16 protein-coding genes and 7 pseudogenes are annotated in these 17,326 nt (G+C 67.8%); 14 read left to right on the top strand and 9 right to left on the bottom strand.

Translation table 11 applies throughout. The annotated features are described in order from the left end of the window. The first annotated feature begins 18 nt into the window (after positions 1 to 18). From FHS37_RS33680 to FHS37_RS33670, 3 genes are all read left to right on the top strand, one after another. Entirely contained in the window at positions 19 to 753 is a 735-nt protein-coding gene (locus tag FHS37_RS33680) for a phosphoadenosine phosphosulfate reductase (RefSeq protein ID WP_184828255.1), read from the top strand. A 10-nt stretch (positions 754 to 763) separates the two neighbouring features. Further along, a protein-coding gene (locus FHS37_RS33675) for an IS5 family transposase (RefSeq protein ID WP_446001699.1) occupies positions 764 to 1,634 on the top strand; the annotation gives its coding sequence in 2 pieces (ribosomal slippage) (positions 764 to 1,149 and positions 1,148 to 1,634; 873 coding nt in all). Between the two features lie 72 nt (positions 1,635 to 1,706). After that, a complete protein-coding gene (locus FHS37_RS33670) occupies positions 1,707 to 2,036 on the top strand; it encodes a hypothetical protein (RefSeq protein WP_184828253.1) in 330 nt (109 codons plus the stop codon). Between the two features lie 8 nt (positions 2,037 to 2,044). Here the strand turns inward: FHS37_RS33670 and FHS37_RS33665 are convergent, their stop codons facing one another. Further along, positions 2,045 to 3,136 carry an IS630 family transposase gene (locus FHS37_RS33665; protein WP_184828250.1) on the bottom strand — a complete coding sequence of 364 codons (1,092 nt, stop codon included), beginning with the start codon at positions 3,134 to 3,136 and terminating at the stop codon, positions 2,045 to 2,047. Between the two features lie 617 nt (positions 3,137 to 3,753). Here FHS37_RS33665 and FHS37_RS40235 point away from each other — a divergent pair. Together FHS37_RS40235 and FHS37_RS33655 are read left to right on the top strand one after the other, a co-directional pair. After that, on the top strand, positions 3,754 to 4,059 hold the full coding sequence (locus FHS37_RS40235; RefSeq protein WP_229890334.1) for a hypothetical protein: 306 nt from the start codon (positions 3,754 to 3,756) through the stop codon (positions 4,057 to 4,059). 75 nt (positions 4,060 to 4,134) lie between these two features. Then, a pseudogene (locus tag FHS37_RS33655) lies at positions 4,135 to 4,711 on the top strand (replication-relaxation family protein); the annotation flags it as partial. Between the two features lie 353 nt (positions 4,712 to 5,064). Here the strand turns inward: FHS37_RS33655 and FHS37_RS33650 are convergent. Beyond that, on the bottom strand, positions 5,065 to 5,424 hold the full coding sequence (locus tag FHS37_RS33650) for a MerR family transcriptional regulator (protein ID WP_184828248.1): 360 nt from the start codon (positions 5,422 to 5,424) through the stop codon (positions 5,065 to 5,067). A gap of 59 nt (positions 5,425 to 5,483) precedes the next feature. On the opposite strand from FHS37_RS33650, the gene FHS37_RS33645 reads away from it, so the two are divergent. Further along, positions 5,484 to 5,813 (top strand): putative quinol monooxygenase, encoded by a 330-nt coding sequence (locus FHS37_RS33645; RefSeq protein WP_184828246.1) that lies wholly within the window; start codon positions 5,484 to 5,486, stop codon positions 5,811 to 5,813. Between the two features lie 142 nt (positions 5,814 to 5,955). Here FHS37_RS33645 and tpg read toward each other — a convergent pair. Together tpg and FHS37_RS33635 are read right to left on the bottom strand one after the other, a co-directional pair. Continuing rightward, positions 5,956 to 6,243, bottom strand: a pseudogene (tpg, locus tag FHS37_RS33640) (telomere-protecting terminal protein Tpg); the annotation flags it as partial. A 227-nt stretch (positions 6,244 to 6,470) separates the two neighbouring features. Next, positions 6,471 to 6,755 (bottom strand): hypothetical protein, encoded by a 285-nt coding sequence (locus FHS37_RS33635; RefSeq protein ID WP_184828244.1) that lies wholly within the window; start codon positions 6,753 to 6,755, stop codon positions 6,471 to 6,473. Between the two features lie 106 nt (positions 6,756 to 6,861). Between FHS37_RS33635 and FHS37_RS33630 the strand changes: the two genes are divergently transcribed. The 3 genes and pseudogenes from FHS37_RS33630 (at position 6,862) to FHS37_RS33620 (ending at position 8,900) form a co-directional block, all read left to right on the top strand. Continuing rightward, on the top strand, positions 6,862 to 7,527 hold the full coding sequence (locus FHS37_RS33630; protein WP_184828242.1) for a hypothetical protein: 666 nt from the start codon (positions 6,862 to 6,864) through the stop codon (positions 7,525 to 7,527). A 153-nt stretch (positions 7,528 to 7,680) separates the two neighbouring features. Next, a pseudogene (locus FHS37_RS40925) lies at positions 7,681 to 8,460 on the top strand (IS5 family transposase). Continuing rightward, on the top strand, positions 8,457 to 8,900 hold the full coding sequence (locus FHS37_RS33620; protein WP_184828241.1) for a prefoldin domain-containing protein: 444 nt from the start codon (positions 8,457 to 8,459) through the stop codon (positions 8,898 to 8,900). The pseudogene FHS37_RS40925 and the gene FHS37_RS33620 overlap by 4 nt, the downstream one beginning before the upstream one ends. A gap of 9 nt (positions 8,901 to 8,909) precedes the next feature. Here the strand turns inward: FHS37_RS33620 and FHS37_RS38985 are convergent, their stop codons facing one another. Both FHS37_RS38985 and FHS37_RS33615 read right to left on the bottom strand, forming a co-directional pair. Then, complete coding sequence (locus tag FHS37_RS38985) at positions 8,910 to 9,179, bottom strand: helix-turn-helix domain-containing protein (protein WP_221500630.1); 270 nt, start codon at positions 9,177 to 9,179, stop codon at positions 8,910 to 8,912. Between the two features lie 132 nt (positions 9,180 to 9,311). After that, positions 9,312 to 10,579: pseudogene (locus FHS37_RS33615) on the bottom strand (IS256 family transposase); the annotation flags it as partial. Between the two features lie 322 nt (positions 10,580 to 10,901). Here FHS37_RS33615 and FHS37_RS33610 point away from each other — a divergent pair. After that, complete coding sequence (locus FHS37_RS33610; RefSeq protein WP_184828239.1) at positions 10,902 to 11,309, top strand: hypothetical protein; 408 nt, start codon at positions 10,902 to 10,904, stop codon at positions 11,307 to 11,309. Between the two features lie 269 nt (positions 11,310 to 11,578). Here the strand turns inward: FHS37_RS33610 and FHS37_RS33605 are convergent. Continuing rightward, positions 11,579 to 12,384, bottom strand: a pseudogene (locus FHS37_RS33605) (transposase family protein). A gap of 308 nt (positions 12,385 to 12,692) precedes the next feature. On the opposite strand from FHS37_RS33605, the gene FHS37_RS33600 reads away from it, so the two are divergent. After that, the gene (locus FHS37_RS33600) at positions 12,693 to 13,859 is read left to right on the top strand and encodes an IS110 family RNA-guided transposase (protein WP_184828237.1); all 1,167 of its coding nucleotides are present in this window, start codon (positions 12,693 to 12,695) and stop codon (positions 13,857 to 13,859) included. Between the two features lie 92 nt (positions 13,860 to 13,951). Then, positions 13,952 to 14,643, top strand: a pseudogene (locus FHS37_RS33595) (transposase). A gap of 6 nt (positions 14,644 to 14,649) precedes the next feature. Here FHS37_RS33595 and FHS37_RS33590 read toward each other — a convergent pair. Then, the gene (locus tag FHS37_RS33590) at positions 14,650 to 15,066 is read right to left on the bottom strand and encodes a Dabb family protein (protein WP_184828233.1); all 417 of its coding nucleotides are present in this window, start codon (positions 15,064 to 15,066) and stop codon (positions 14,650 to 14,652) included. Positions 15,067 to 15,178: 112 nt separating this feature from the next. Here FHS37_RS33590 and FHS37_RS33585 point away from each other — a divergent pair, with 112 nt between their 5' ends. Then, positions 15,179 to 15,814 (top strand): TetR/AcrR family transcriptional regulator, encoded by a 636-nt coding sequence (locus FHS37_RS33585; protein ID WP_184828232.1) that lies wholly within the window; start codon positions 15,179 to 15,181, stop codon positions 15,812 to 15,814. 194 nt (positions 15,815 to 16,008) lie between these two features. Further along, positions 16,009 to 16,652, top strand: a pseudogene (locus tag FHS37_RS33580) (alpha/beta fold hydrolase). A 78-nt stretch (positions 16,653 to 16,730) separates the two neighbouring features. On the opposite strand, the gene FHS37_RS33575 reads toward FHS37_RS33580, so the two are convergent. Beyond that, positions 16,731 to 17,279, bottom strand: a complete 549-nt coding sequence (locus FHS37_RS33575; RefSeq protein WP_184828230.1) for a TetR/AcrR family transcriptional regulator — start codon at positions 17,277 to 17,279, stop codon at positions 16,731 to 16,733. Between the last annotated feature and the right edge of the window lie 47 nt (positions 17,280 to 17,326).

The raw sequence follows: 17,326 nt of genomic DNA, 5'->3' as shown, positions 1-17,326 counted from the left end.
GCCTTCCTTGGAGCAGTCATGCCCGCACGCCCCACCGTCTGCCCGTCCGGCACCCCGGACCTGACCGCCTACGACCTGCTCGCCCCGCAGCTGTCCGGCGGCAAGGGCAGCGGCGTCATGCTGTGGCCGTTCATGCGGGACGCCGCGGCGGCCGGGGTCACCGACCGGGTGATCACCTATCACGCCACGCTCGGGCCGCTGGAATGGCCGGCCGTGCACGTCGACGGCACGCGCTATGCGTCGATGTCCGAGCTCGCCGCCGCCCAGAGCGCGGCCTGCGGCATCCCGCCCGACCGCCATGTGGAAGTCACACGGCCCGCGTTCCTGCTCACCGAGATCGCCGCCTACGGCGGCTTCCCCCGCATGGGCAGCCCCTACTGCCGCAAGTACGCCAAGGAGTCCATCATCTCCACCGCCTGGACACCCCTGGTGCGCCGGCTGCGCCGCGAGCTCGGCCGCCCGGTGCCCATCCTGAAGGTCATGGGGCTGCGGGCCGACGAGAGCCGCGACCGCGCCCACCACCCCGCCTACCGCGACATCCTCACCAACAGCGCCCGCATCGTCGACGAGTGGCTGCCGGTCAAGGACTGGCCCACCGCCACCGTCCTGGAATGGCACCGGGACGCCCCCGTGGCACACCACTGGACCTACGAATCCTACCCAGGCGCGGACGACTGGCGGGGAACCAGCCGCCATGTTGACCGGACTAGCCGGGTTTTGAAAGTCGGCTCTGTTCCTCGCCTCGCATCGTGATGATCTCGGTGTGGGGCGAGGGGATTTTTCTGATGAGCAGTGGGCGGTGCTGGAGCCGTTGTTGCCGGTTGCGGTGTTGGGGCGGCCGTCGTTGGGTCGGCGGAGGCTGATCGATGGGATCCGGTGGCGGGTGCGGGCCGGTGCACCGTGGAGGGATCTGCCGTCGGAGTACAGGCCGTGGCAGACGGTCTATGGACTCTTCCGCCGCTGGCAACGCGACGACACCTGGACCTTGCTGTTGACTCGGCTGCAGGTCCGGGCGGACGCGGCAGGGCTGATCACGTGGGAGGTCAGCGTCGACTCCACGATCTGCCGGGCCCATCAGCACGCCGCGGGCGCCCGCCGCCACGGCCAGTCTCAGAAGGAACCGCCGGGCGGTACCCGCACGGATACCCGAGGACCACGGCCTGGGCCGGTCCCGGGGAGGCTTCACCACCAAGATCCACCTGGCCTGCGAACAAGGCCAACGGCCGCTGTCCTTGCTGGTCACCGCAGGTCAGCGTGGTGACAGTCCTCAGTTCACCGCTGTTCTGGAAGGCATCCGAGTACCGCGCACCGGACCCGGCCGTCCCCGTGTCCGCCCGCTGCGAGTGCGGGGCGACAAGGCGTACTCCTCTCGCACCAACCGGGCCTACCTGCGGAAGCGGGGAATCCGGTGCACGATCCCGGAGCCTGCCGACCAGGCCGCCAACCGCAAACGGCGAGGGAAGGCCGGCGGGCGGCCTCCGCCCTTCGACCGCGAGGGCTACAAGGCCCGGCACGCGGTCGAATGCGGGATCAACCGGCTCAAGCGCAACCGAGCGGTCGCCACTCGCTTCGACAAACTCGCGGTCCGCTTCGAAGCGACCGTCCTGATCGCGGCCATCGGCGAGTGGTTATGACCGGCCCGAGCCGTCGTCTCCCCATGCCATGCTGGCCGCAATCAGGATGAACGGAGCGAGGGGAAGGCAACGATGGGGGCTCAGTACTACGGCGCCGACAGCGAGAACGGCGACCGCATCGACGACCCCTCCGAGGACGCACTGTTCATGCTGATCAGCGACCTCAACGACTCCGACAACACGTTCGTGGTCGTCCAGCCCGACGAGGACGACCCCGCCTGGTTCACCTCAGTGGCCGTCCTGGACGAAGGCGGGTACGAGATCGTCCGCCGCGACACCGCCCGCAATGAGCATGAGGTCACCACGGCGACCAGCGTCAACGACATCGCTCGCGACCTCACCATCTGGATGGCCGCCCGCGACATCCCCGGACGGCCAACCAGGCACGTCAACGAGTTGTAAAACACGGTCTAGTCTTCTGAGTCAGGAATTCTGTTCAGATAGCTGGCGAGGCGTTCGAGGATCTCGTCCGCGGTCTTGGTCCACACGTAGGGCTTGGGATCGGTGTTCCATGCGGCAATCCAGGCACGGATGCCCTTCTCCAGCGCTTGGACGCTCTTGTGGACGCCTCGCCGTATCTGCTTGTTGGTCAGCTCGGCGAACCACCGCTCGACCAGGTTGAGCCAGGACGATCCGGTGGGGGTGAAGTGCAGGTGGAAGCGGGGGTGGGCCATCAGCCAGGTCTTGATCGCCGGAGTCTTGTGGGTGGCGTAGTTGTCCAGCACCAAGTGCACGTCCAGGCCCGCCGGCACCTCCTGGTCGAGCTTGACCAGGAACTTCTTGAACTCCTCGGCCCGGTGCCGGCGGTGCAGGGAGCCGATCACCTTGCCGGTGGCGACCTCGAGTGCGGCGAACAGGGTGGTGGTGCCGGCGCGCACGTAGTCGTGGGTGATCCGCTGCGGGACCCCGGGCATCATCGGCAGCACCGGCTGGGAGCGGTCCAGCGCCTGGATCTGGCTCTTCTCGTCCACGCAGAACACCAGCGCCCGCTCGGGGTGATCCAGATACAGGCCGACCACATCGTGGACCTTGTCGATGAAGTACGGGTCGGTCGACAGCTTGAACGCCTCGGTGCGGTGCGGCTGCAGGCCGAAGGCCCGCCAGATCCGCGACACGGTCGACTGCGACAGTCCCATCTCCTTCGCCATGGCCCGCGTCGACCAGTGCGCGGCATCCTTCGGCGCCGACTCCAGCGTCCGCTTCACCACCGCGGCGACCTGCTCGTCGGTGACCGTCCTCGGCCCGCCGGAGCGCGGCATGTCGCCCAGGCCGGCGATCCGGTGCTCGACGAACCTCGCCCACCACCGGCCCACCGCATGCGGTGTCGAACCGAGCTCGGCGGCGACATCCTTGTTCGACGCGCCAGCCGCGCAGGCCAGGATGATCCGACACCGCAAAGCCCACGCCTGCGGAGTGGAACGGCGCCGCACCCACCCCTCCAGCGCAGCCCGCTCCGTATCCGACAGGATCAACTCGGCCTTCGGCCGCCCAGTACGCGCCACCCCGCACCCCTACACATCTGAACAGAATTCCTGACTCGGAAGACTAGACCGGCATTCCGCTCCGGCCCGCTGCCCCGGCCGTACGCTGGCCGGGGCAGCCCATCGCTCTCTTTGAGGAACCGCGCCGTGTCCATGATCCGCCGCCGCTTCCACGACCTCCCCGCGGAAGCACGCCAGGCCATCACCGGCAAGATCGGCCCCGTCCACGCCGCCCGCACCGCCGACGGAGGACTGAACTCCGGCATCGCCACGTTCCTCGACACCGATCACGGCCCGATCTTCGTCAAGGGCATCCCCACCAACCACCCACAGGCCCCAGCCCAGCGTCGAGAGGCTGCGATCAACCCCCACCTCCCGCGCGCCTGCCCCACCTGTACTGGCACCTCGAGACGGCCGGCTGGGACCTCCTCGGCTACGGAGTCCTTCCGGGACGACACGCCGATTACGCCCCCGGCTCCGCTGACCTGCCCCTCATCGCCGCAGCCCTTGCGGAACTCCAGGAGATCACCGCTCCCTCGGGCATCCCCGTCAAGGCCGCCGAACAACGCTGGTCCGCCTACGCCCCACCCGGAACCGCCACCCTCTTCACCGGCGACACCCTCCTGCACAGCGTCCTCGTGGACGACCGAGCCCACATCATCGACTGGGCCTGGCCCACACGCGGCGCAGCCTGGATCGATCCCACCATCCTCATCCTGCGACTTATCGAAGCCGGACACACGCCCGCTGAGGCAGACGCTTTCGCCCGCCGCTTCCCCTCATGGCGCACCGCCCCAGCGAAGGCCGAGAAGGCGTTCGCCGCCGCCAACGCCGCGGCGTGGGAAGAGATCGCCAGCACCGACACCGCACCATGGAAAACAGCGCTGGCCAGCCACGCGATCGCCTTCCACGCCCACCTGCATGCCTTGCCCGGCAACAGGTAGAGCGAGGAAGCGGCTCGGTAACGACCGGTGACGACACCGAACGTCGCCCCCTACCTGTGCCCCATGCGGTCGCGCAGCGTGAAGACGCCCCATATGCTCGCCGTTGTACGCGCGCACCGCCTTCGCTGCGGACGCCCGCCGGCTCGGGCACGAGCACGGCCCCTGGGACTGGACGCCCGAGGTGTCGCACTCCATCGGCGAGGGACAACGGGTGGTGGCCGACGCCGTCATGTACTACACGGTCATCAAGGGTGAGCAGCGGCGCAAGCTGCGCGCGTTCGTGGAGGTCGACCGCGCCACCATGAGCGGTGAGCGTCTGGCGGTGAAGCTGATCGAGTACGCGCGGCTGCATCAGTACGAGGCCCAGCCCGTCGGCCGGCGTCGGCGCGTCGCCGCGGAGCCCGGCTGGATGCGCTGGTATCCGGTCTTCCCCCGTGGGCTGTTCGTCCTCACCGGGGCCTCCCGTGCCCGGTTGAAGGACAGGATCAGCGACCTGCAGGCGATGGCCGCCCAGCACCCCCTGGTCGCCGCGCTCGCCCGCGAAGTACCGCTCGGAGCCGCCGTCCTCGAGGACCTCGAACAGCACGGCCCCGCCCAGGACGTGTGGACGCCCCTGACCGGCGGCACACCCCGCCCCTGGACCGACCTGTGACGCTGCCGGCCACCCCTGCCGGCGGATACACGAGCGAACCCCGGACCGATACCGTGCCGAAGCACGGCAGTTGACACCAACAGCAGCCACCGACCTGCGGCTTCGGCGCGGCGAAGCACAGTGGTTGGCACCAGGTCGGCACGCTATTTGTCACCAGCAGCGTCGAAAGCACGGCAGTCATCACCAGCTTTGGTGACCGCTGACCGTCCACCTGATCCGCTTGCAGGGGAAATGGGGGACGGCTTTCGCGCAGATCGAAGCCCCTTGGCTGGGACGGCGGGTCAGAGGTCGTATGCGCCTCCGCGTTGTCGCAGCGAGAGGATCGACGTCACCGTGGATGCGCGGTAGCGGTCTTATCTGGGTGCCGACTCGCGGACCTGGGTGGCGGAGATGAGCCCAGCCAGGGAGGTGCGGGCTTCCGACAGCGCTGAGATCCGGTCGTTCAGACCTTGGAGGTGTTCTTGAAGGGTCTCCAACTTGCATTCGGCGACCGTTCCGTCCTGGCGAACGCACGGCAGCAGGTCTCGGATGACCCGGGTCGGCAGGCCGGCGTCCAGCAGCGAGCGAATGCGGCGGACCACGTCGGGGGCGCTGTCGTCGTAGCGGCGGTGGCCGCTGTCGAGGCGATGGGACCCCAGGAGGCCCTGATCCTCGTAGTAGCGCAGCAGTCGGACAGAAGTGCCCGTCACGGCGGCGAGTTCGCCGATCCTCATGTGGTGCTCCTCACAACCGCTTGAACCTCACATCAGTGTGAGATCTTAGGGTCACAGCCATGACGAACACAGACCACCCCATCGCCCTCTACGGATTCCTTCGCCCCAGGCCGGAGCGCAAGGACGAGGTCCGGCGCATCCTCTCCTCCTTCGTGGAACCCACCCGGCGGGAGCCCGGCAATCTGCAGTACCACCTTCACGAGCACGAGGACGGCCGCTTCTTCCTGTACGAGGTCTGGCGCTCCCAGGAAGACCTGGATCGGCACAACGCGACGCCCCCGCTGCGAGCCTTCCTGGAAAACCTGTCGACTTTCCTGGAAGAAGCCCCGGAGGGTTACTTCGACACCATGCTCAGCCCGTACCCCGATACCGAACCGGCTCCAGCCTGAGCGGGATGCCCGCGGCAGATGCCCTGCAGCAAACCGTGCACGGAGCAGGACTCAACTCCCACGACCTTGGGACCGCCCCGCGTGACACACCTTCGATCTTGGTGACAACAAGCCTGCTTGGTGACAACCATCGTGCTTCGGCTCACACATGGTCCAGGGCTCGCGTGATGCGCGGTGGCGTCCACAGGTCGAACTCCAGGTGCTCGATGTCGGTGAAGCGGACCTCATCCAGGCTCCCGGCGCGGCGGCCGTTGTCCTGGAAGTACACCTCCTTGAGCGCTTCAGCCGCGATCTTCTTGAGCCGCTGGTCGCCGACGTCGGCCTGCTGGGCGTCGAAGAGGCCGGCGGCGTACTGCGGGGGCAAAGCGACGGTCGGATGCCGGATGCGGTCCTGGTCCGTCGACCCGATCGGAGCAGCAGAAGCCCTTCTGGTGTCGTCCCCGCACTTGCGGGGGTAGCTCCGGCCGGCCACCCCCGGTGCTGCCTCCGAGCCGTCGTCCCCGCGCTTGCGGGGGTAGCTCTCCTGGGCCCGCTTGCGAACCACCCCGGAGCGCGTCGTCCCCGCGCCTGCTGGGGTAGTTCATGACACGGCATCACAGTGGGGTTGCGATACGGGTCGTCCCCGCGCCCGCGGTAGTTCGAACTCTCCCGATCCTGCTAACTGCCGGTGTCGATGGCGGCGGAGGCGGTGTTCTGCTCGGGTAGGTGCAGGTCACGGCGGTGGCGTGCGGCGCGGCGGTGGGTGGCGGCGATGCAACGGGGTGTGCAGGCGGAGTGCCCGGTGTGCGGGCGGTCGTGGACGGTGGGGGTGGAGCGGTCGCGGTCGGCGGTATACCGCTCGACGCGGTGCCGGGTGCGGGCCTGCCGTCGGCGGCGGGCGTCGCGGGAGGGCGTTACGGAAACGCCGTAGCCGAACGCCTCACCTGTCTCTGTGGTTGACAATCTGATGAGACCGGGGACCGGTCCCGGCCGCGAACCGCTAAGTTGCCCCGTGAACGAGGCTCACGGCGCTGCGTAACAGTCAAGCCCTGATCAGATGAAGAGCGGAGTGTTCATCACGATGAAGTTCTTCCGGCGGCGGTCCAGCCCTCCCCCGAGCTCTCCCGGTCATCCGGTGGACCTCCACGCGGCCGCGTCGACTGGAGCCGTGCCGCAGCAATGCCCGAACTGTGGCTCGCGGAAGCTGTTCAAAGAGAAAGCATCATTCACCGCGATTTATCGCATCGACGACGAGCGCAGTCTCGCGCAGCCGTTCACGCCGATGCAGGTCTACTGCAAGGAATGTGACTTTCTCGTGAACGACGACCTGTATTGGGATGCCCAGGTCGTGTATGCGCGGTTGGCAGGCGGCCGCACACCGCAAATTCGCGTAGCCGCAGAAGTGGACAAGGCCATGCAAGCGGCCAAACAGTTGCCGGCTCTGTCCGATGCCGAACGGGACCAGGACTACGACAGGGCACGGGAGGTCTGGGGCTGCGCCGGCATGCACACGATCGCCGAGAGCGAGCTCCAGGACACCCTGACCAGAATCATCCGCGGGTACCTCGCGGAGGGCGCCTACAAAGTCGAGACGGAGATGGTGGAGCAGAGGTTTCTATTGCTCTCGTTCATTACGGGAACCGGCTGGCGTCCGGTTCGACTCGCTCGCACCGCCAGTAGCGGGTTCGTTGTCTACGGCCAGATCTATCTATACCGAATCCTCGACGCTCTCTGAGAGGGCAGTATGAGAGTCCATAGGAGATCTGTCGTCACCTGATCGTGTGGCGGTGCGGCGTCCCGGCCGGTCGGCGGCCATGGGCATGTTGGGCTGGTCGCCGTGAGCGAGCGCAAGCCCTACAAGACCGACGTGAGTGATGAGCAGTGAGCGCTGGTGAAGCCTGTGAGCGCCGCGTGGAAGGCCATGCATCCCTCGGTCAGTGGCCATCAGGGTCGGTACGCGATGCGGGAGATCGTCAACGCGTTGCTCTACCAGGGCCGGACCGGTTGTCAGTGGGAGCTGCTCCCGCACGACTTTCCGTCGGCCGGTGCGGTGAAGTACTACTTCTACACCTGGCGTGACGACGGCATTGATCAGACCATTCACGACCTGTTGCGCTGGCAGGTGCGGGAGATGGCGCGTCGGAAGGCGGACCCGAGCCTGGTGGTGCTCGACACCCAGAGCGTTCACGCGGCGGCCGGGGTGCTCACGGTGTCGACGGGGTGTGATGCGGCAAAAAAGTACCGGGTCGCAAGCGCGGCCTGGCTGTTGACGTTCTGGGGCTGGTGATCGCGGTGGTCGTGGCGGCCGCGTCGGCGCACGAGAACGCCGTCGGGATCGCGCTGCTGGACAAGGTCGCCGCCGACACCGACGCCGTACGGAAGGGCCCTGGTCGACCAGGGCTTCAAGAACGCCGTCGTCGCGCACGGTCGGAAGGTGGGCATCGAGGTGGAGATTGTCGAGCGCAATCCCGCGCAGACCGGGTTCGTTCCCCAGGCCAAGCGGTGGGTCGTGGAACGCGCCTATGGGATCTTGATGCTGCACCGCAGGCTGGTGCGCGACTACGAGCATCTGCCCCGCAGTTCGGAGTCGCGGGTGTACTGGGCGATGACCGCGGTGATACTGAGGCGGCTGACCGCGGCGACCGTACCCGCCTGGCGCACCGCATGACCGGCGGGGAGCTGACGCTCGGCGCGGTACTGGCACGGCTGGAGGAGCGGGAACGGGAGATCACCGCGCAGGCCGAGACGATGCGGGAACAGATCACGCAGTTGACCGCCCAGCTCGACGAACTCGGCCGGGCTGCCGAAGAAGTCCGGATCACCCGCAAGACGCTGCTGGCGCCGCCCGACCCCGGGCTGCCCGCGCTGTCGGCACCGAAACTGCCGGACCACCCGGCCTACCAGCAGATCATGGCGGTGTTCACCGCGGCCGACCATCCGCTGCGTGCGCGGCAGGTGTGCGAGGTAATGGACGTGGCGGTCGCGCCCAACAACATCAACAACGTCCGCCTCAAGCTCAAGCGGCTGGCCGACCGCGGAATCCTGGCCGAAACCGAGCCAGGACTCTTCGCCAGGCCACGACCGCAATCGCCCGGACCTCAGCCCTGACCAACACGCCTACTCGAGGTCCATGGCCAAGTCGGCCGATGTCTCACGGCCCATCGCCTCGGACGGCGCGGTCTTGATGCTGCCCGGAGCCCAGCCGAGTACCTCCTCGAAGCTTCGGGCAACGGTCGGGGTGGGCAGGTCCCCACGGTCGCGTTCGAAGGTCCTGATGGTCGCCTCACTCAGCCAGGTGCGGCGCGCGAGTTCACGCTCCGAGATGCCCTCGGCCTCTCGGAACTCGATGAGGGCTCTCGCCAGCCGTGTCGAATCCTCTCCACTCATGACCGCAGTATGCCGCCGAGCCCAGGCCGGGATGGCCCTCTTGCTCGGTCCCACGCCAGGGCACCGGGCGGCGGTAACACGCCCGCTGGAGTGGTGTATCGACGGCCACTCGATGATCTCGGTCTGAGGCTGTGCGGTGAGTTCGGTGGGCAGGGCGGGGTCGTCGGTTTCTGACTCGATCGGGTGGAGGCGAGCCTTGGCAAGGAGCTCGCGGCCCATGTGGCGGCGGGCTTCGGTCCACTCGTCGTTCTGCTCGGCCAGGACCGCGCCGACGAGCCGGATGACGGCGGTGCGGTCGGGGAAGATGCCGACCACGTCGGTGCGGCGCCGGATCTCCTTGTTCAGCCGCTCCTGCGGATCGTTCGACCAGATCTGCCGCCAGATCTCCCGCGGGAAGGCGGTGAAGGCCAGCAGGTCGTGCTGGGCGGCGTCCAAGTGGGCTGCGGCCTTGGGGAACTTGGCATCCAGCGCGTCCATGACGTGCCGCATCTGGGCCTGGACGGCGTCGGTGTCGGGCTGTTCGAAGACGGTCCGCAGCAGGGGTGCCACCCTCCCCCAGCCTCCGGCCGGGGGCACCCCCAGGCTGGGCCGACTTCGGCACCTGGCTCAGCAAGTTCCTCGCGTAGTGGGTGCGACAGCGCTACCACGACGCACCGGGCAGCACCGCACCGATGGCGTCCACCAGGCCGGCGTGGGCGTCGGAGACGACCAGCTGGACGCCGGACAGGCCGCGGGCGACCAGGGAACGCAGGAAGGCCAGCCGGCCGGCGCCGTCCTCGGCGGTGGCCACGTCCGGGCCGAGAATCTCGCGGTCGCCGTCGGCGTTGACGCCGATGGCGATCAGCGTATGCACGTTGACGATGCGGCCGCCCTCGCGGACCTTCTGCGTCAGGGCGTCGACCCAGACGAACGAGTACGGGCCGGCGTCCAGGGGCCGGTTACGGAAGGCGGTGACCTGCTCGTCCAGGTGCTTGGCCATCGCACTGACCTGGGACTTCGACAGCTGCGTCACCCCGAGGGACTCGGTGAGCTTCTCCACTCGGCGTGTGGAGAAGCTCACCGAGGAGGTAGGCGGTGGCGACCACCGAGATCAGGGCCCGCTCGGCCCGGCGGCGGCGCTCGAGAAGCCAGTGCGGGAAGTAGCTGCCCTGCCTCAGCTTGGGAACGGCGAGCTCGACGGTCCCGGCGCGGGTGTCCCACTCGCGCGGGGGATAGCCGTTGCGGTGGTTGACCCTCTCGTCGCTGACCTGCCCGTACTCGGCGTTGCAGAGGGCGTCGGCCTCGGCGGACATGAGGGCGTCGGCGAACGTCTCGACCATCGCGCGCAGCAGGTCGGGACTCGCCGCGGCGAGGTTCTCCTCGGCGAGGGCGTGCAGGGGCAGACTGTCGGGTGCGGTCATCGTGCTGATCTCCTTCGAGCTTCGACATCTCGAAGATCAGCCGGTGGCCGTTCTCATATCCGGGCCCCCACTCCGACGCCAGGACGAACGCCCGGATCAGGTGGGAACCCGTACACCGCTTCCCGGGACGCAATCCGCCGCGCCCCTCAGGGGTCAGCCCACCCCCATCCGCATACCTCACACACCACGGGATGCAGCCACTGCTCCGGATCCATCAGGAACTTCATGAAAGTTCACCCTGACGAGCCGAAGTCAGTGATCCGGTCCTGCTGTGAAGGGGAGCCGACGTGTGTACTTTGCCCCAAAGACGGACAGTGAGGCCATGGAAGTGGTTGTCGGGACGGCGTGGTGGCGAGTGATCCCTGCTCGCGCCGGCATCTTCACCAGCCACACGGAAGCCCGAGCGGGCAAGGGGGATGAATCAGTGTGGTGGACCGGCTGGGGACTGGTGTTTGTGATCTTCCTCATGCCCGTCGGAGTGGGTCTCGGAGCAGGTCTCGGATCCAACGCCGGTGGTGAGACAGGCCAGCACGTGGGAACGATCGTTGGTGGCATCCTGATGTGGCTGATCGGCAGGTATGTGAACCGAGACGTGCTCTACGTACATCCTGAGGGAAACGAATATCTCCCTCGCAACCGTCACACCCTCTACTCGATCCCCGTCCAGTACTGGGCCGTAGCCGCGGTTCTGTGGGGTATCGGTGGTTGGATCTTCGGGTGGGAATGGTAGGCCGGAGCGCTCGCGGTGATGTCGTCGTCGATCATCTCGGCGCCGAAGTTCTCGGCCTGGGCCCGCATGCCCCGGGGCGTCCCGGGCGTTCCAGGTCCCGGTGGGTGCGGTCGCCGACGTCCTCGGAGGCGTCCAGCAGGATCACCAGCGTGACGCGCTTGTCCACCGGGAGCCGCGTGACAAATGTCGGGCCCGGCCCGCGCGAGGTCGATCGGGCGGCAGCGTGATCGTTGTGACGGCCAAGGGCTAGTCTTCTGAGTGAGCCTCTTTCATCCTGGACAGCTACAGGTCAGCAGCGTATGCACGGCTCGGACGATGATGCTGATGCGGCGGGTAGAGCATCTGGCTCGCCGGAGTGGCCGCCAGGACTTCAGCTGGGCGAAGGCGCGTTCACCTGGGGCTCTGAGCCGGGCATGGTCGCGGTGGAACTGCTGGTAGTGCTCGGGTTGGTGGCGGTGATGGTAGTACGGGGTACGGACGGTGGCACCGGCGCCCTGGTAGGCACGGTCGGCTGGGACGAGGATCTGCCGGGTGAGGCATGCCTGGACGATGCCGTGGGCGCGGGCCGCGGTCAGGTCGTGGGTGCGGCCCGGTGTCGCGCGGGAGAACCAGAGCGGTGTGCCATCGGGACGGGCAACGACCTGCACGTTCATGCCGTGCTTCTTGTGCTTCATCGAGTAGTACGGCTCGTCGGCGGTGATCCGGTCGGTGGGGATCAGGGTGCCGTCAACGACGACGTGGTCGCCTTCACCGAGGCCGGTGAGGCTTCATGGAGGCCGGGTGCCCAGCCGGCCAGGACGTCCAAGGTCTCGTCGACGTACCGCCAGGCGGTGGCCTGGGATATCCCGAAACCAGCTCCGATCTGCGAAAACGTCTCGTTCTTACGCAGGTGCACCAGCGTAAGCAGTGCCTGCTGGAAGCAGCCGGGCTTGCGCCATCGGGTGTTGCGGGCCCGGCGGTGCTCGTGCAGCAGCCAGGCGACATGCTCGACGAGCTCATGTGGCACCTCGAGCGTGGCAGGATACCGAACCAACAGGGCCCCTTCGGCCGCCGGTGTGCTGAGTGGAATCACCACGCCAACGACGAGGGGCCCTGCCTTGTCACCCCACCCGCTGACCAGCCCATTCCACCCTCCAGAACAGGATGAAAGAGGCTCCCTACGTTGTTCTGCGGGATGCGGTGAGCCCTTCGTATGGTTCACCCACCCAGGGGCACCGGGTGTGGTTCAAAGAGCTCTGCCGCTTGTGGCTTGCACTGATTGGCCGCCCGGCGCCCCACGGCGACTCGGCTGCCAATTAGGAATTGCGAATGATCGCTCTGTAGGGAATCGACAGCGAGGTCGTCTGTGGGAGGCATCAGCAGCACACCGCACGGAGGGACCACATGACAGCGATCTGGGCCGGCATCGATGCAGGAAAGACCCACCATCACTGCGTCGCGATCGACGACAGCGGCCGCCGGCTGCTGTCGCGCCGCATCGCCAACGACGAGCCCGAACTGCTCCAACTCCTCAGCGACGTCCTGGCTCTCGGCGACCACGTGACCTGGGGTATTGATCTGGCTGATGGCGGGGCCGCCCTGGCCATCACGATCCTCCTCAACCGCGACCAGCCGGTGCACTACATCTCCGGCCGGGCCATCCACCGTGCCTCCGAGACCTACCGCGGCGAGGGCAAAACAGACGCCAAGGATGCCGCCGTCATCGCCGACCAGGTCCGCGTCCGCCGCGACCTGCACCCGTTACGCGCCACCGAGGAAGCCGTCACCGACCTCAAGATCCTCACGGGTCGGCGCATGGACCTCGTCGCCGACCGCACCCGAACGGTCAACCGTCTCCGAGCCCAGCTCACCGGTGTTTTCCCCGGCCTGGAACGGGCGTTGGACGTGACCAACACGGGCCCGCTCACCTTGCTGACCGGCTACCAGACCCCCGCCGCCATTCGTCGGATCGGCAGCAAGCGGCTGGATACCTGGCTGCGCAACCGTCACGTCGTCCGCCCCGACCGGCTCGCCGAGATCGCCGTCCAAGCCGCCGAACGCCAGCACACCAGCCTGCCCGGCGAGAAACTGACTGCCCAGCTGGTGCACACGCTGGCGAAGGAGGTGATGGCTCTCAACCAGAAGATCGCCGAGCTCGACAAGGTCATTGAGGCCCGGTTTCGCGACCACCACGCCTTCCACGTGATCACCAGCATGCCCGGCCCGGGCGTCATCCTCGGCGCTGAGTTCCTGGCCGCCACCGGCGGCGACATGACGGTCTTCGGCACCGCTGACCGCCTCGCCGGCTTCGGCGGCGTCGCACCGGTCCCCCGCGACTCAGGGAAGATCAGCGGTAACCTGCGACGCCCTCAGCGATACAACCGTCGCCTCCAACGCGTCTTCTGTACCTCCGCGCTGTCCAGCATTCGGCACTGCGACGGGTCGCGCCGGTTCTACGATCGCAAACGCGCCGAGGGCAAACGGCATACCCAGGCCGTCCTCGCGCTCGTACGCCGCCGCGTCAACGTCCTCTGGGCTCTCCTACGCGACGACCGGCGCTACGAGCTGTGACCGTCCACTGCCCTCGCGGCTTGACAGACCGCATCAGGAATCCCTACTCAGCCGCACTCGGCCTGCCTCATGCCCTGGTCGAGTGGGTCACGATGCTCATCGTCACCCGGGAGGTGACCGTCGCTGCAAGCTCCCGCCGCACCAGCGTGCGCTGGTCGGCCTGGTGTACCTGCGCAGACGTGACACGCTCGCCCAGATCGCTGTCGGCTTCGGTATCTCGGTGGGCACCGCCCACGCGTACACCTCCACGGTGATCAGCCTGCTCGCCGAGCGTGCACCGGGCCTGCTCAAGGTGCTGCGCAAAGCAGATCCCGACTACGTCCTGCTCGACGGCACTCTTGCGGAGTGCGACCGCCTGGGCGACGGCCAGGCCGACTACTCCGCCAAGCACCGCCGACATGGTGTGAACGTGCAGGCAGTGACCGATCCGGATGGCTGGCTGCGGTGGATCTCACCCGCACTGCCCAGCCGAGTGCACGACCTGACCACGGCCCGCACCCACCGGATCATCAGGATCTGCGAACGTCAGGGCGTCCCGGTCCTGGCCGACCGTGCCTATATGGGAGCCGGCCCGTGGGTGACGACGCCCCTCAGACGTCCGCCGGGCCGTGACCTCACCCCGACCCAGCAAACCGTCAACCGCGCACTGTCCGCGGCGCGGGCACCGGTCGAGCGTGGCGTCGCACGACTGAAGTCATGGCGGATCTTCCACGGGTCCCGGTGCAGCCCAAATCGAATGTCGTCAATCTCTGCCGCCACCCTCACCCTGGAGCGTCAGCGCTGAAAAGGCTCAGTTCTTGGGGTCGTCCTCGAGGCCCGCGCCAAGATAGGCGGGTACGTCGGCCAGCATCTCGTGCGTTTCGGGGCTCAGCTCGTTGCGACGCCGGTGCAGTTCCTCGATCTTCGCGGCCAGCTCGGGGTCCTCGTCGTCACTGATGTCGAAGATGTCGAGTCGCTCGACCACAGGCAGGCCGACCTTGTCGGAGTTCAGCGTCGCGGGATGCGTCAGGTACTCCCAGAGGCCGTCGAGGTCCTCGATGACGTATGTGGCGCCCCAGTCGAAATCGGCGCCGTGGTCGCGGCCCACCACGAACGACTTCACCGAGGACACCTGCCGCCCCTGATTGCGCAGGCTCTCCAGTGCCTCCTCCACCTGCGCCGACGGGGCATCCGCCTTGAGCTTGATGCGATTGACGTGGTAGATCATCACTTTCCTAACGTCGTTAGATTTCCTATCAACGTTAGATTAAGGGCGTGGTGATGCGACCGTCAAGAGGGGCGATACTGTGCGGTGCGACATCGAAGCGAAGTGACGGGACATGCCAAGCAGTACACGACGCGCTCGCGAGCGGGCCAACATCCGCGCCAGCATCGTCGAGACCGCCATGCGCCTTCTCGAGTCCGAGGGCGCCGCGGCACTGACGATCCGGCGTATCGCCGCTGACATGGACTACACAGCGCCGATCGTCTACCAGCACTTCGCCAACAAGGACGCTCTCGTGCTGGAACTGGTCGTACGCGGTTACGACCAACTGCTGGCCGAGCTGAGGCGGGCCGGCGAGGCATCGGACATCGACGGACGCATCGTGCGGGTCGCCGCTCAGTACGTCCACTTCGCCGGCGAGCACCCCCACCTCTACCAAGCCATGAACGGCACCGTGACCGACGCGGATGAGCGTCGACGTGCTGCGGCGCCTGCCATCGATCTGCTCACCGAATTGCTGGATGCGTGGTCTCACACGCATGGCGTGACCCTGTCTGATCAATCGGATGCCTGCGAGATCCTCTGGGGCACTCTGCACGGCATGGCCGCACTCGGATATCTCGACACTGTTGGGACCGAGCGGGCGCAACGGCTCGCCGAACAAGCGTGCCGCACGATTCTTCTCGGCTGGCGCGCCACGGGGTCCGCGAGCGGTCTCCGCGCAGGTTCCTCGCCGAAGTCGGGAACTTGAGCAGTACTCAGGCCCTCGAAGCGCACCCCCGTCCAGAGAGCCTCGACGGTCGGCGGAAGAACTGCCGCAGCACGGTCAGCCACCGCTAGCGTCCCTCGGGTAAGGCGGACGGGAAGAACTCGACGCCGTGCACGTCGAAGGCCACATTTCTACTGGTACACGGCGCCTGGCACAACGGGCGAAGCTGGGACCGGGTGGTCCCGCTGCTGGAGGCGGCCGGGCACCGGGTGCTCGCGCCGTCGCTGACCGGCTACGGCGACAGGGCACACCTGCTGAGCCCCACGATCGGGCTCGGCACCCACATCGACGACGTCGCCGGCCTGATCGAAGACGAGTACCTCGTCGACGTCGTGCTCGTCGGGCACAGCTACGCCGGGGTGGTCATCCCAGGAGTCGCCAACCGGGTCCCGAAGCGGATCCGCATCTGGTATTCCTCGACGCGATGGTCCCCGAAGACGGCGAGACCGCTGTCGACGTCCTCCTTGTCACCAAGCAGCTCATCGACCTCGCCGTGGACGGCTGGCGGGTTCCGCCGATGCGCGAGCGGCCGCCGCCGTTCGGCTTGTTCGGCGTCACCGGTCCCGACGGCCTCGCCTGGTTGCGCTCGATGCTGTCGGACCAGCCGGTGCGGTGCCTGCGGGAGCCAGTCCTGCTGGACGACCCGGCCGCGCGCACGATCCCGCGCACACACATCCACTGCCTCGAGGGCCGGCCGCCGGCGGACATCACCCGGCGTCCCGTCCCGGCAGGCGAACGAGTACGCGAGCAGCCGACCGGCCACGACTGCATGATCATCATGCCCGTCGAGCTCACCGCGCTGCTGCTCGAGACGGCCTAGAGGACTCACGAGGTGCGGCTGCTTCTGGCTGCCCCAACGGAAAGGACCGACCGGCCGGGGCGCCGGCCTGCCGGGCAACTACGCGGGAAACGGCCCTGCCGCCGGTGGCAGCGGGGTGCGGTCGGGGGAGGCGCGGAACGCCTGGACGACGTGGGCGGTGAAGCGGCGGGAGGCGGCGACCCGGGCGGCCGGTGTCGGAGCCTGGATGCCCTTGTTGGCCATGAGCATGAGGATGAGGTCCTCCGGGACGAAGTCCGGGTGCAGGCCCCCGGAGTCCTTGGCACGGCGGGCCGGTTCGGCGATCGTCCGCAGGGTCTCCTCCCGCCCTGCGGCGAGGCCCAGCGCTTCGGGGAAGCCCGCGACGAAGGCCTCGGCGATGTCGCGGCAGGCCCGCATCCGGTCCGCGAGGGTCTCGGCAACCAGGTCCCGCTTGGTCGGGAAGCGGCGGTAGAGGGTCGCGGGGCCGACCCCCGCGTGCCGGGTGATCTCCCGCATCGGCACGTCCGGCCCCTGGGAGACGGACAGCGCGCGGGCCGCGTCGAGGATGCGGGCCCGGTTACGGCTCCGGCAGCGAGTCGCCGAGCTCGAGGACGACCTCGCCGCTGCCCGCACCAGCCTCCGCCGCATGATCCGCAACGAGAACCGTGCCTAACGGGTGGCGTCGTTCGCCGGTG

The organism is Streptomyces griseomycini, assembly GCF_014203535.1.
GTDB classification, from domain to species: domain Bacteria; phylum Actinomycetota; class Actinomycetes; order Streptomycetales; family Streptomycetaceae; genus Streptomyces; species Streptomyces griseomycini.
This window is presented reverse-complemented; position numbering and strand designations above follow the sequence as displayed.

Coding starts and splice junctions, on each gene's coding strand:
- FHS37_RS38985 (WP_221500630.1), bottom strand. CDS start 9,179: ATGAGTGGAGAGGATTCGACACGGCTGGCGAGAGCCCTCATCGAGTTC.
- FHS37_RS33620 (WP_184828241.1), top strand. CDS start 8,457: ATGACCGGCGGGGAGCTGACGCTCGGCGCGGTACTGGCACGGCTGGAG.
- FHS37_RS33650 (WP_184828248.1), bottom strand. CDS start 5,424: ATGAGGATCGGCGAACTCGCCGCCGTGACGGGCACTTCTGTCCGACTG.
- FHS37_RS33680 (WP_184828255.1), top strand. CDS start 19: ATGCCCGCACGCCCCACCGTCTGCCCGTCCGGCACCCCGGACCTGACC.
- FHS37_RS33645 (WP_184828246.1), top strand. CDS start 5,484: ATGACGAACACAGACCACCCCATCGCCCTCTACGGATTCCTTCGCCCC.
- FHS37_RS33590 (WP_184828233.1), bottom strand. CDS start 15,066: ATGATCTACCACGTCAATCGCATCAAGCTCAAGGCGGATGCCCCGTCG.
- FHS37_RS33670 (WP_184828253.1), top strand. CDS start 1,707: ATGGGGGCTCAGTACTACGGCGCCGACAGCGAGAACGGCGACCGCATC.
- FHS37_RS33585 (WP_184828232.1), top strand. CDS start 15,179: ATGCCAAGCAGTACACGACGCGCTCGCGAGCGGGCCAACATCCGCGCC.
- FHS37_RS33600 (WP_184828237.1), top strand. CDS start 12,693: ATGACAGCGATCTGGGCCGGCATCGATGCAGGAAAGACCCACCATCAC.
- FHS37_RS33575 (WP_184828230.1), bottom strand. CDS start 17,279: ATGCGGCGGAGGCTGGTGCGGGCAGCGGCGAGGTCGTCCTCGAGCTCG.
- FHS37_RS33610 (WP_184828239.1), top strand. CDS start 10,902: ATGGAAGTGGTTGTCGGGACGGCGTGGTGGCGAGTGATCCCTGCTCGC.